Below are 12,718 nucleotides of genomic sequence, written 5' to 3'. Positions count from 1 at the left end.
CGCCCGTGAGCCCGAAACTGTTCAAGCTGCCGGACGTCGGCGAGGGGCTGACCGAGGCGGAGATCGTCAAGTGGCACGTCCAGCCGGGCGACACCGTCGAGATCAACCAGACGATCGTGGAGATCGAGACGGCGAAGGCGATCGTCGAGCTGCCCTGCCCGTTCGAGGGCGTGGTCGCCGAGCTGCTGGTCACCGAGGGCCAGACCGTGGACGTCGGCGTGCCGATCATCTCGGTGGACACCGGGGCCGAGGGCGGCGTCGCCACCCCCGTCTCCGAGCCCCCGGCGCAGGCGGCGGCGATGCGCGAGGAGGGCGTCCCGTCCGCCGCCGAACCCGGCATGACCGCCCCTGACCAACCGAAACGGCAGCCGGTCCTGGTCGGTTACGGGGTCAAGGAGGGGACGACCAAGCGCCGCCCGCGCAAGGCGTCCAACGGCGCCGCGCCGGTGCCGGCGCCGGCACCGGCACCACAGGCGCCCGCTCGTCCACAGCCTGTGGAAAACGGGCGGCCGCTGGCGAAGCCGCCCGTCCGCAAGATGGCCAAGGACCTCGGCGTCGACCTGACGGCGATCACCGGCTCGGGCCCGGACGGCTCGATCACCCGCGACGACGTCCGCGCCGCGCAGGCCGGCCCGGTCACCCCGGCTCCCCGCGCGACCGGGCGCGAGGAGCGGATCCCGGTCAAGGGCGTCCGCAAGGCGACCGCCGCCGCGATGTCGGGCTCGGCGTTCACCGCGCCGCACGTCACCGAGTTCCTCCAGGTCGACGTGACCCGCACCATGGAGGCGGTGAGCCGGCTCCGCGAACTCCCCGACTTCGCCGGGGTCAAGGTCTCGCCGCTCCTGCTCGTCGCGCGCGCGCTGCTCACCGCCGTCGCGCGCCACCCGATGGTGAACTCCACCTGGGCGGACGGACCGTCCGGCGCGGAGATCGTCGTCAAGCCCTACGTCAACCTCGGCATCGCGGCCGCCACTGACCGCGGCCTGATCGTCCCGAAGGTCAAGGGCGCGCAGGACCTGTCCCTGCCCGGCCTGGCGCGCGCGCTGACCGAACTGACCGACAAGGCCCGGGCGGGCAAGGCGTCGCCCGCGGACCTGTCCGACGGCACCATCACGATCACCAACGTCGGCGTGTTCGGCGTGGACACCGGGACGCCGATCCTCACCCCCGGCGAGGCCGCGATCCTGGCCTTCGGCCAGATCCGCGACATGCCCTGGGTGCACGAGGGCGAGCTGGCGATCCGCAAGGTCACCACGCTCGCGCTGTCCTTCGACCACCGGATCGTCGACGGCGAACTCGGGTCCCGCGTCCTGCGCGACGTCGGCGACATGCTCGAAGACCCCCTGCGCATGCTCGCCTGGGGCTGATCCCGACCCGAAGGCGCGCACCCCGGCCGGGGTGCGCGCCTTCGGCATGTCATCTGGAGGTGGATTGGAGCGCTCCGAATGCTCGCCCCGCTTATAGGACCGAACGTCAACAGGTGACAGAGTAAGTGGGTTCTTATCAGCCTTACCTGGAGCGAGCATGCGGAGAACCGGATCCCTGGTGCGCAGGACGCTGGCCGTGTCGACGGCCGGCGTCCTCGCGGCGACCGTTCAGGCCGGACCGAGCCTGGCGGCGACCCCGGGCCCGGCGCCCGTGGTGTCCCGGGGAGTCACGATCCCGGTCTTCTACAACCCGCCCGCCACGCTGCCACCGTCCAACGGCACCCTCGTCCGGACCGAGCCGCTGCCGCTCGGGCTGAGCCTGCCGGGCCTGGACGGCCGTCCGCTGCCCGGCAAGGCGACGCGGCTGATGTACAAGTCCACCGACTCCAACGGCAAGCCCGTCGCGGTGACCGGCGCCTACATCGAACCGTCCGCCGCCTGGAAGGGCACCGGCCCCCGGCCCCTGGTCGCGCTGGCCTCCGGGACGATGGGCCAGGGCGACCAGTGCGCCCCGTCCTACGCCCTGCAGAACCCGCTGACGCTGACCGGCGACACCATGTCCGTCTCGTACGAGGACCTGGCGGTCTACCGGGTGCTGGCCACCGGCGCGGCCGTCGTCGTCACCGACTACGTCGGCCTCGGCGCCACCGACCGACTCCACACCTACGTCAACCGCCTCGACGAGGGGCACGCCCTGCTGGACGCCGCCCGCGCCGCGCACGCCGTACCGGGAGCGTCCATCACGGCGCGCTCGAAGGTCGGGCTCTACGGCTACAGCCAGGGCGGCGGCGCCAGCGCCGCGGCCGCCGAACTCCAGCCGACCTACGCGCCCGACGTCCACCTGGCCGGCACCTACGCCGGCGCGCCGCCCGCCGACCTGACCGCCGTCATGAAGGGCATCGACGGCAGCGCGCTCGTCGGAGCACTCGGCTGGTCGATCAACGGCTTCGCCCAGTCCGACCCCGCGCTGCGCCGCCTCGTCGACGCCAACATCAACACGGCGGGCAAGGCCGCGCTCAAGGACATGTCCACCATGTGCGTGGGCGACGTGCTCCTCAAGTACGGCTTCACCTCGAGCACCAAGTGGAGCGTCAGCGGCAAGCCCATCGCCGACATCCTCCCGGCCTTCCCCGATGCGCAGGCCGTCCTGGACAAGCAGCGCATCGGCACGCTCAAGCCCGCCGGCCCCGTCCGGCTGACGACCGGCGTCAAGGACGACATCGTCCCCCACGCGCAGGCACGCCAACTCGCCGTCGACTGGTGCCGCAAGGGCGGCAACGTCAGCTACGTCCCCGTCGACCTGCCGAACCTCGGCGACAAGACCCTCCTGAACCACTTCGCGCCGCTCCTCCTCGACCAGGGCGACGCGGTCACCTGGCTGACCGACCGCCTCACCGGCAAGCCGACCACCTCCACCTGCAAGACCCTGCCGTCCCAGCCGTAGGCCCCAACAAACCGAGGGCGCGCGCCGACCGGCGCGCGCCCTCGTCATGCTGCTCAGCAGACCTCAACTCATGTCGTGCCGGCCCGCTTTGACGTCCTGGAGGAACGCGTCCCATTGCCGCGCGCCGACGGTCAACCTGGCCCCCGCCGGGAGCTTGCTGTCACGGACGGCGACGGCGTCCTCCAACGCGGCGACCTCGACGCACTGACCGTTGCCACTGCTCCGACTGCTCTTGCGCCACTCGCCACGCGACGAGTCGTTCGAGGTGATCTCCATATCCCCTCCACCGGCTAATGAGATGACGGCCGCCGGGGGCCTGGACGAGGCGTTCATGCCGGCGGCGACCGTTCCGGGGCAGGTCCGAACGCTCCTGGGGTTCCGGCTCACCGAGTGGGGCCTTCCCAGCGGCGCGCCGGACGTGTTCCTGATCGCGGACGAACTGGTCACGAACGCGATGCGCAGCACGCCCAGCGCCGAGATCCGGGTGCACTTCACCCGGGAGCGCGGCGGCGTGCTGCTGAGGGTGTGGGACGCCTCGGACGCGATGCCGGTTGTCAAGCCGGTCGTCGAACTGACGCTGGACGACGTCAGGCCGGACGCTCAGGCACTGGATCCGGGGCACGACGACGGGACGGGCGGCTGGGGCCTCCCGATCGTCCGGGCCTTGTCGGCGCGCTGCGGAGTCGACCGGACAGAGCCGTCCGGCAAATGGGTCTGGTCGTTCGTCGCATGCTGACCGGCCCGCGGTGGCGAGTGCGGCCGAGCACAGCGGAAAGGCATCTCGACCTGCTCGCCGCCGCACTGTCACCGCGTGGGTGGCGCACCGTCCGGCTCTATCGGGCGCAGGAGTTTCCCGTCCGCCTACCGATGCTGTGGGTCTGCGCGGTCGGGCCCCGTGATCACGTCGGAATCGTGGTTGACGGTGCGGGGGTGGGTGGCGAGGGTTTGGAAGGCGGCTTTGGGGGCCCAGGGGACGTCGGGGCGGGGGCGTTCGGTGCCGGGGGCGAGGATTTTCACGATGCCGTAGCCGGCCTTGTCGAAGTCGCGCGACGGGTCGGACGACGTGGGGAGGTCTCGGCGGGCGAAGGTGTTGACGAAGGCGGCGTCGACGCCGGCCTTGTCGTAGACGTCGAGGAGTTCGCGGATGTAGGTCGCCTGTTCCTGCTCGTCGCGGACGAGGGGCTCGGTCATGCGGACGGGTCGGGCGCGGTCGTCGTACTCGATGACGGATTCGCCGTGGCCGCCGAGGTCGGCGGAGCCGCGGTGCGTGGTGCAGCCGAACTCGGTGACGGCGAACGGCTTGCCCTGCGCGGTCCGCCCGGCGAGGCGCTCGGCGAAGTCGGGCGCGGTGTTCGCGTCGCGGTATCCGGCGTCGGTGGCGATCAGGTCGAACGGCGTCCAGTCGACGCCCTCGAAGGGCAGGGACGCGTAGCCGACGGGGCCGGCGAAGCGTTCGCGGACGGCGGTGACGGCCCGGCCGAGGAAGGCGTTGATGCGGGTGTGGAGTTCGGGGAGCAGCGCGCGGAAGCGGGCGGGGTCTGCCATCAGGGCCGTCCGTGCCTGGAGGTCGTCGCCCGGTAGGAAACCGTGCGTGAACAGGGTGATCTCGGAGCCGGTGAGGAAGACGACGGACGCGCCGGAACGGCGGATGCGCTCGGCGCGTTCGGCGCCGTCGAGGAGGAACGCCATCAGCTCGTCCTGGGTGAGGCCGTTGGTGAACGGCGAGTACCAGACCTCCAGGCCCGCGTCGGCGGCGTGGCGGGCGGCGGTCTCGAGGCGGTCCTGGATCCCGCCGGTGACGCGGACGGCGTCGCAGTGCAGTTCGTCGTGGATGACGCGCATCTCGCGGCGCACGAGGTCGGGGTCGAAGGGTTCGTGGGTGGTGGTTCCGGCGGACGTGAAGCCGGTGTCGTAGGTGATGCCGAGAGCGCGCATGGTCCTCCGATCGCAATTAGGGTACGTAAAGTACCCTATGGGTTGGAGGGTTTCGCGCTCTGGGGTGGGTAGATAGATGACTCGGCGTACTGTGCGTACCCTGGGTGTGTGGACGGGACGGGCAGGCGGCGGGGGGCGGCCCTGGAGGACGCGATCCTGCGGGCGGCGGCGGACGAGATGCGCGAGGCCGGTTACGCGGGGATGACCATGGACAAGGTCGCCCGGCGCGCCGGCACGAACAAGAACGCGATCTACCGCCGGTGGCCGAACCGGGCGGCGCTGGGCGTCGCCGCGTACCGGCAACTCGCGCGCGCGCAGATGACCGTGCCGGACACCGGGACGCTGCGCGCTGACGCGTTGGAGTTGCTCGCCAAGGCGAACGCGACGTGGTCGTCGCCGCAGGGGGCCGTCCTGCGGGACCTGCTCGCCGCCGCCGGTGACGACCCGCAGCTGCTCGGCCTGCTGCGCGAGCAGGCCGGCGACACCACCATGGACAACGCGTGGTTGACACTGCTCGGGCGCGCGGTGGCGCGGGGTGAGGCGCCGCCGGAGGCGGTGCATCCCCGCGTGGCGTCACTGCCGATGACGATGCTGCGCGGCGAGTACGCGGTGCGCGGGCTGCCCTCCGTCCCCGGCGCGGTGCTGACCGAGATCGTGGACGAGGTGTTCCTGCCCCTCGTCAGAGGGCGCGGGGCTACTGGACCGGGACGTTGAGGACCTTGCCGAACGGGCCGCCGTCGAAGACGACCGACGTGATGTTGCCGGGCGGGGCCGGGACGTAGACGAAGCCGCGCTGCGGCTGGTTCGCGGCGGTGAGGAAGGTGGCGCGGCCCGGGTCGACGTAGGCGGCGGGCTTGCCGGGGTCGCCGGGGCCGACGCGGACGGCCCGGTAGACGTCCTTGCCGCCCTGTGCGAGGACGGAGAACGAGGTGAACGCGCCGCCCGGGTAGTCCTTGTGCGCGTAGTTCGCGTTGGGCGGGGTGGTTCCGGGGCCTTCGTCGGTGATGGTGAAGACGCAGACGAGGTAGGCGCCGTCGCGGTAGAACGGCTTGACGTCGAGGCGGCGCTTGTCGGCGCCGAAGCGGCCGTAGCGGCTGGCGACGGTGTTGCCGTCCTGGGCGTGGAAGGCGGCGGGCGCCACGGTGCCGCCGCGCCCGTTGGCGGCGGCGGTGGAGGAGCCGGTGGTGCCGTCGGCCTGCTGCCGGACGACGTAGGAGATCTCGACGCGGCGGTTGCGGGCGCGGGCCTGCGCGTCGTCCTTGCCGCCCTCCTTGGCGATCAGTTCGGATTCGCCCTTGCCGTGCGCGGAGTACTTGAACGCGTTGCCGAGCCGCTTCTTCATCTCGTTCATGACGGCTTCGGCGCGCTGGCGGGACAGCTTGAGGTTGTAGGAGTCGCTGCCCTTGCTGTCGGTGTGGCCGTCGAAGGTCAGCGGGCGCTTGTCCGGGTCGGCCTTGGCCTTGATCTCCTGCGCCGCCTCGTCGAGGACGGACTTGGCGCGGCCGGAGAGCTTGGCGGAGTTGAACGCGAACAGCACGTCGGTGCGCAGGTTCATCGTCACGTCGGTGCCGCTGGACGTGACGTCCTTGATCTCGCCCTCGGTGATGTCGTACAGCTCGACCGGGTTCCCGCCGGACGTCCCGGAGCCGGCGGCGGGGGCGTCGCCGGTGCCCGTCACGGGGATGCCGGTGTACTCGCCGGCCGTCCCGGGCGTGATCGCGGTGAGCTTCTGGACGGTCTGCGGGACGGCCGGGTACTCGGCCTCCATCTGCCGGGTGGCGCCGGGCGCGAACTGCTCGCCGCTGGTGGTGGCGGTCGGCTTGTACAGCTTCCCGCCCACGGGGTCGACCAGGGCGATCTCGAGCGGCACCGACTTCGGGGCCTGGTCGAGCGAGGTCACGCTGTACTTGAGGACGGACTTGGCGCCCTGCCGCTCGACGCCGGTGATCTGCAGCCGGGCGTGCAGGCCGTCCGCGCCGCCGAACCAGCCCTCCCTGGTGAACCCGGCCGCCGCGGCGGTCGCCGTGGGCGTGGTGGAGCCGCCGGCCTTGGCCGTCGGCGGGTCGCTCTTGCCCGCCTTGCCGGAGTCGGAGCAGCCTGCGGCGACCAGCACCCCGGCGAGGGACACGGCCAAGGGGAGGCGCATAGAGACGCGGTGTCGGATGTCCGGCATCGGCTTCTCCGGTTCGGTGGGGGGAGGCGGGGGGGACGCGCCCAGAGTAGTGACCGGGGCGCGGGAACGGCAGCGGCCCCCGCCACACCGAGGGTGGCGGGGGCCGCTGATTCCGGTCCGTCAGTGGACGGGACGGATCAGAACGCCTCTTCGGGCAGCTCCATCACGTCCAGGGTGGTGGCCTCGGTGACGGCGCGGTCGGACGCGAGGCGGGGCAGCACGGTCTGGCAGAAGAACTGCGCGGCGGCGACCTTGCCGGTGTAGAAGGCCTGGTCGGAGTCCGAGACGTCGCCGCCGAGGGCGGTGAGGGCGACCTCGGCCTGCCGGCACAGCAGCCACGCGACGATCAGGTCGCCGAGGGCGAGCAGCAGCCGGGAGGTGTTGAGCCCGACCCGGTACAGCTCCTTCGGGTTCTCCATCGAGCCGAGCGCCCACCCGATCATCGGGTTCAGGATGCCCTGCACGTCGTCGAGGGCCCGGCCGAGCAGCGCCCGCTCGTTCTTGAGCCGGCCGTTGCCGGCCTCGGACTCGGCGAACGCCTTGATCTCGCCGGCGAGCACCTTCAGCGCCTCGCCGTTGTCCCGCAGGATCTTGCGGAAGAACAGGTCCTGGCCCTGGATCGCGGTGGTGCCCTCGTACAGGGTGTCGATCTTGGAGTCGCGGATGTACTGCTCGACCGGGTACTCCTGCAGGAAGCCGGAGCCGCCGAAGGTCTGCAGCGACTCCGCGCCGAGCAGCGCGTACGCCCGCTCGGAGCCGAAGCCCTTGACGATCGGCAGCAGCAGGTCGTTGACCTTCTCGGCCTGCTCGTCCTTGCGGCCCTCGTGCTCGGCGACCTGCACGGCGTCCTGGTAGGACGCGGTGAGCAGCACCAGCGCCCGCATGCCCTCGGCGTAGGCCTTCTGGGTCATCAGGCTGCGGCGGACGTCCGGGTGGTGGGTGATCGTGACGCGCGGGGCGGCCTTGTCGGTCATCTGCGTCATGTCGGCGCCCTGGACGCGCTCCTTGGCGTACTCCAGCGCGTTCAGGTAGCCGGTGGACAGGGTGGCGATCGCCTTGGTGCCGACCATCATCCGGGCGTACTCGATGACGAGGAACATCTGCTTGATGCCCTGGTGCACGTCGCCGACGAGGTAGCCGACCGCGGGCTGCTTCTCGCCCAGGGTGAGCTCGCAGGTCGTGGAGACCTTGAGGCCCATCTTCTTCTCGACGTTGGTGACGTAGGCGCCGTTGCGCTCGCCCAGCTCACCGGTCTCGACGTCCACCAGGTACTTGGGGACGAGGAACATCGACAGGCCCTTGGTGCCGGGGCCGGCGCCCTCGGGGCGGGCCAGCACCAGGTGGAAGATGTTCTCGGACATGTCGTGCTCGGCCGAGGTGATGAAGCGCTTGACGCCCTCGATGTGCCAGGTGCCGTCGGCCTGCTGGACGGCCTTGGTGCGGCCCGCGCCGACGTCGGAGCCGGCGTCCGGCTCGGTCAGCACCATCGTGGCGCCCCACTGCCGCTCGAGGGCGAGCTCGGCGAACTTCTTCTGCTCCTCGGTGCCGATGTGCCAGAGGATCTGGGCGAAGCCGGGGCCCGAGGCGAACATGTAGACCGCCGGGTTGGCGCCCAGCACCTGCTCGGCGACGGCCCAGGTCAGCGAGCGGGGGGCGCCGCTGCCGCCGAACTCGGGGGCGAGGTCCAGGCGGTACCACTCGGCGTCCATCCACGCCTTGAACGACTTCTTGAAGCTCTCCGGCATGGCGACGTCGCCGGTGGCGGGGTCGAACTTCGGCGGGTTGCGGTCCGCGTCCTCGAAGGAGTCGGCCAGCGGGCCCTCGGCGAGCCGGTTCACCTCGTCGAGGATGCTGCGCACCGTGTCCTCGTCCAGGTCCGCGTACGGTCCGCTGCCGAGCAGGTCCTGGCGCTTGAACACCTCGAAGAGGTTGAACTCCAGGTCCCGGAGGTTGCTCTTGTAGTGCCCCATTCGAGACTCCGTCCGGTCCGGCGGCGCCAGGACGGCCCCGCACACGTCTACTGGTCAGTAACTCGACATCATGCTACCCGCTGGTAACCAGTGGCAACCACCCAAAACCGGACGCTTCACGGGACGCAGGCCACATCCGCGCCCCGGACGGTCGCTAAACGTGATGCGAATCACACGCCGGTTACCGAGACGTAGAGAAATCCGGACAAACAGCCATCTTTCGGACTTCTAGCCCTATACACGGCCACTAACTCCCAGTTGGGTGTTTCCGAATCACGGCGTCCGTGCGTCCGGGACCTTACGAACACATCGGTTGGCGCACGATTCCCGGACATCCCTTGACGAGAATCCGGCCGACCGATAAAGAGCCCCGCCAATGGGGCGTGTGTGGCCGAATCTGGCAAAGGTGAACCATTTGCTGGTCTGCTCACTCTTACTTGAGGTGGCACGGGGTCGCAAGGGTCGGCAAGCTCCCGTCGCCACGGGAGAGAGAGGACCTGTTTTGTCGTCTGTCACGGGGTGGCTGAGTGACGCCTGGAGTTCGGTCGCGGGGGCGACGGCCGGGGGCGACTGGCGGAAGTTCGTTCCGCTGGGCTTCGCCGGCTTGCTCGTCTGGGGGCTCTGGCTCTACCGGGTGATCCTGTCCCGCATGGACAAGCCGGTGGTCAACAACTTCCGGACGACCGTCTCGGTCGTGGTCCCCTCCTACCGCGAGGACCCCGAGATCCTCGTCCGCTGCCTGGAGAGCTGGCTCGCCCAGAACCCCAGCGAGATCATCATCGTGATCGACGTCGCCGACACCGAGGGGCACCGGCGGCTCGCGCAGGTCACCGACCCGCGGCTGCACGTGCTCGTCTACGAGCACTCCGGCAAGCGCTCCGCGCTCGGCGTCGGCATCCGCGCCGCCCGCGGCGAGGTCATCGTGTTCGCCGACTCCGACACCTGGTGGCAGCCCGGCCTGCTGGACGCCGTGCAGATGCCCTTCGAGGACCCGCAGGTCGGCGGCGTCGGCACCCAGCAGAACGTCTACCAGCGCACCACCAGCGTCTGGCGCCGCGTCGCCGACTGGCTGGTCAACCTGCGCTACTACGACTACGTCCCGGCGATGGGCTCCAAGGGCGGCGTCGCCTGCCTGTCCGGCCGCACCGCGGCCTACCGCCGCTCGGTGATCCTGCCGGTGGTGGAGAACCTGGAGAACGAGTTCTTCCTCGGCCGCCGCTGCATCGCCGGCGACGACGGCCGGCTCACCTGGCTCACCCTGTCGCAGGGCTACAAGACCGTGCACCAGTCGTCGGCGCGCGCGATCTCGATGTTCCCCGACTCGTTCCGGGCCTTCTTCAAGCAGCGCATCCGGTGGAGCCGCAACTCCTACCGCTGCTACCTCACCGCCCTGTGGAAGGGCTGGCTCTGGAAGACGCCGTTCGTCACCAAGGTCACCGTGCTGCAGATCCTGCTGACCCCGGTCACGATGGCGGTCACCCTCGGCTACCTGATCTTCAGCCGGATCGCCGACAACTTCAACCCGATCGGCATCACGCTGGCGCTCGGCTGGGTCCTGCTCGGCCGCGGCGTCCGCGGCTGGTCGCACCTCAAGCGGCACCCCGGAGAGATCCTGCTGCTGCCCCTGACCGTCTTCGTCGTCATCGGCATCTCGCTGCCGATCAAGCTGTACGCGTTCATCACGATGAACAAGCAGGGCTGGCTGACCCGCACCTCCGACCAGGTCGGCGGCGCCGGGCAGAGCGCGAGCTCGCTCCAGGGAGTGGGCTGAGGTGCCGCACCCCAACCTCCGCCCGCGCCTTCCCGGCGCCTCGGGGCGGGGCCTCGTCACGGCCGTGGCCGCGCTCGGCCTCGGGCTCGTGCCGCTGGGGCTGCTGCCCGGGACGCCGGCGGCGCGCGCGCACGCCGACCCCGTCGCCGACGCCAACAGGCAGGCCGCGCTGGTCGACCGGGAGGACCAGCGGATCATGCAGACGCGGTCCGTGCTCGCGGCGACCCTGATGATCGGCGGGCAGGCGACCGCGCAGTGGAAGCGCCCGCAGATCTTCGGCTCCGCGCAGGGCAAGACGCTGGTCCTGCCGGCGACGACCACGGGACGCGCCTACACGGTGGCCGACCTGGCCAAGTTCGGCGGGCAGTACTTCAAGCGCCAGGGCGACGGCTCCTACCTGCTCGGCATCCACGTGTTCGTGGCCGACGGCGCCAAGCTCCTGCTGTCGGGCGGATCCAGCCCGCTGGTCCTCCGGATGGGCAGCCTGCCGGGGGCGTTCAGCTCCATCGTCAGCTTCGGCGGCACCATCCAGATCAAGGGCACCCAGCGCGCCCCGGTGCAGATCACCAGCTGGAACCCGCGCCTCAACGCCCCGGACCGGCAGGTCGCGGACGGCCGCGCCTACATCCGCGCCGTCGGCGGCGAGTTCAAGATGGACTACGCCAAGGTCAGCGACCTCGGCTTCTGGAGCGGCCGGACGGGCGGCATCGCGCTGACCGGCACCGACCGGCCGTCCAGCGCCACCAAGCACCTGAACAAGGACCAGCGGCACGCGGCGAAGAAGAAGCGCCAACAGCAGCAGCAGAACGGCGGCAACACCGGCGGCGGCCCCGGCGACATCGAGACCGAGGCTCCCGGCGGCACCGCGACGCACGTCCCGGCCGCCGACCTGGTCACCGGCTCGATCAGCAACTCCACGATCGCCGGCGACGCGTTCGGGCTGTTCGTGTCCGGCTCCAACCAGACCCAGATCACCGGCAACGCGATCCAGAACAGCCTGGTGAACGGGCTGGTCATGCACCGGTTCGCCAAGAACGCCACGATCTCCAACACGACGGTGCGCGGCAGCAGGGGCGACGGGTTCGTGCTGTCGCGGGCCACCGAGAAGATCCGCGTCTCCAACTGCACGGCCGAGAAGAACGGCCACGACGGCTTCACCCTGAACGGCAAGGCGCTCGCGGAGGGCCCGTCCGCGTCCGGCGAGTCGCTGGAGAGCTTCGGCGACAGCTCGATCAACAACAGCCTGGCCAAGGACAACGGCCACTACGGCATCGAGCTGCTCGGCGGCGACAAGCTGTCGGTGCAGAACAGCAAGGTCATCGGCGGCGACATGGGCATCGTCGTCCGGGACGCCGCGACCAACGTGCAGATCTCCGGGAACCAGCTGACCGGGCAGGTCCGGCAGGGCATCTCGCTGCGCGACGGGGTGAAGGGCGCGAACCTCGCCGGCAACACCGTGGACGGCGCCCGCACCGGCATCTACCTGCGCGGCTCGTCCGCCACCCTGCTCGGCAACACGGTCAAGGGCGCGACCGCGCACGGCATCTCGCTGCTCGGGCCGGCGGGCGGCTCGGAGATCCGCGACAACACCCTCAGCGGGTCCGGCACCAGCGCGGTCAGCACCTCCCGCTCGCACGGGAAGGTGACCAAGGAGGACAACAACGACGACGGCTGGCACGACACCGCGTCGCTGTGGATGAAGGTCCAGCGGTACCTGACGCCGCTGAACGTCATCTGGACGTGCGTGTTCGCCGTGGTCATCTTCTCGATGATCCGGGCGCGCAACGACCGGCAGCGCATCGGCCGGCTCGGGCTGCACCCCTTCGCCCTGCAGCAGCCGCTGGAGAAGCGGCAGGTGTGGAGCCTGCCGCGCCGCTCGGCGCAGCCGCAGCCGCGCCCGATGCCGGCCCGGCCCGGTCCGATGCCGGGTCCGATGCCGGGCGCGCCGGCGATGGCGGGCGCCGGGGCCGGCGGCCTCGGCGGCAACCCGCTCGCCTG

The 12,718-nt window shown here is 70.9% G+C and carries 10 protein-coding genes; 6 read left to right on the top strand and 4 right to left on the bottom strand.

Going from position 1 to position 12,718, the window contains the following annotated elements:
* The first annotated feature begins 5 nt into the window (after window positions 1-5).
* Complete coding sequence (locus tag ABD296_RS27790; protein WP_344273286.1) at window positions 6-1,367, top strand: dihydrolipoamide acetyltransferase family protein; 1,362 nt, start codon at window positions 6-8, stop codon at window positions 1,365-1,367.
* 157 nt (window positions 1,368-1,524) lie between these two features.
* Window positions 1,525-2,871, top strand: coding sequence for a lipase family protein (locus tag ABD296_RS27785; protein WP_344273283.1), 1,347 nt, complete (start codon window positions 1,525-1,527; stop codon window positions 2,869-2,871).
* Window positions 2,872-2,934: 63 nt separating this feature from the next.
* Here ABD296_RS27785 and ABD296_RS27780 read toward each other — a convergent pair whose 3' ends face one another.
* Window positions 2,935-3,147 (bottom strand): DUF397 domain-containing protein, encoded by a 213-nt coding sequence (locus tag ABD296_RS27780; RefSeq protein ID WP_344273280.1) that lies wholly within the window; start codon window positions 3,145-3,147, stop codon window positions 2,935-2,937.
* Between the two features lie 22 nt (window positions 3,148-3,169).
* Between ABD296_RS27780 and ABD296_RS27775 the strand changes: the two genes are divergently transcribed.
* Window positions 3,170-3,607, top strand: coding sequence for an ATP-binding protein (locus ABD296_RS27775; RefSeq protein ID WP_344273277.1), 438 nt, complete (start codon window positions 3,170-3,172; stop codon window positions 3,605-3,607).
* Between the two features lie 125 nt (window positions 3,608-3,732).
* Here ABD296_RS27775 and ABD296_RS27770 read toward each other — a convergent pair whose 3' ends face one another.
* A complete protein-coding gene (locus tag ABD296_RS27770; RefSeq protein WP_344273274.1) occupies window positions 3,733-4,806 on the bottom strand; it encodes a hypothetical protein in 1,074 nt (357 codons plus the stop codon).
* A gap of 108 nt (window positions 4,807-4,914) precedes the next feature.
* Between ABD296_RS27770 and ABD296_RS27765 the strand changes: the two genes are divergently transcribed.
* Entirely contained in the window at window positions 4,915-5,520 is a 606-nt protein-coding gene (locus ABD296_RS27765) for a TetR/AcrR family transcriptional regulator (protein ID WP_344273271.1), read from the top strand.
* On the opposite strand, the gene ABD296_RS27760 is transcribed toward ABD296_RS27765, so the two are convergent.
* A complete protein-coding gene (locus tag ABD296_RS27760) occupies window positions 5,501-6,934 on the bottom strand; it encodes an OmpA family protein (protein WP_344273450.1) in 1,434 nt (477 codons plus the stop codon). The two genes, ABD296_RS27765 and ABD296_RS27760, sit on opposite strands and share 20 nt — an antisense overlap.
* A 182-nt stretch (window positions 6,935-7,116) precedes the next feature.
* A complete protein-coding gene (locus tag ABD296_RS27755; RefSeq protein ID WP_344273268.1) occupies window positions 7,117-8,949 on the bottom strand; it encodes an acyl-CoA dehydrogenase in 1,833 nt (610 codons plus the stop codon).
* 502 nt (window positions 8,950-9,451) lie between these two features.
* Between ABD296_RS27755 and ABD296_RS27750 the strand changes: the two genes are divergently transcribed.
* Window positions 9,452-10,720, top strand: a complete 1,269-nt coding sequence (locus ABD296_RS27750; RefSeq protein ID WP_344273265.1) for a glycosyltransferase family 2 protein — start codon at window positions 9,452-9,454, stop codon at window positions 10,718-10,720.
* Between the two features lies 1 nt (window position 10,721).
* Window positions 10,722-12,718: right-handed parallel beta-helix repeat-containing protein (locus ABD296_RS27745; RefSeq protein WP_344273262.1), on the top strand; the 1,997-nt coding region annotated here is incomplete at its 3' end.

The organism is Actinomadura napierensis (assembly GCF_039529375.1).
Classification (GTDB): Bacteria; Actinomycetota; Actinomycetes; order Streptosporangiales; family Streptosporangiaceae; genus Spirillospora; species Spirillospora napierensis.
The sequence above is the reverse complement of the archived record's forward strand: the minus strand, read 5'-3'. Positions and strand labels throughout refer to the sequence as shown.

Coding starts and splice junctions, on each gene's coding strand:
- ABD296_RS27785 (WP_344273283.1), top strand. CDS start 1,525: ATGCGGAGAACCGGATCCCTGGTGCGCAGGACGCTGGCCGTGTCGACG.
- ABD296_RS27780 (WP_344273280.1), bottom strand. CDS start 3,147: ATGGAGATCACCTCGAACGACTCGTCGCGTGGCGAGTGGCGCAAGAGC.
- ABD296_RS27775 (WP_344273277.1), top strand. CDS start 3,170: ATGACGGCCGCCGGGGGCCTGGACGAGGCGTTCATGCCGGCGGCGACC.
- ABD296_RS27770 (WP_344273274.1), bottom strand. CDS start 4,806: ATGCGCGCTCTCGGCATCACCTACGACACCGGCTTCACGTCCGCCGGA.
- ABD296_RS27755 (WP_344273268.1), bottom strand. CDS start 8,949: ATGGGGCACTACAAGAGCAACCTCCGGGACCTGGAGTTCAACCTCTTC.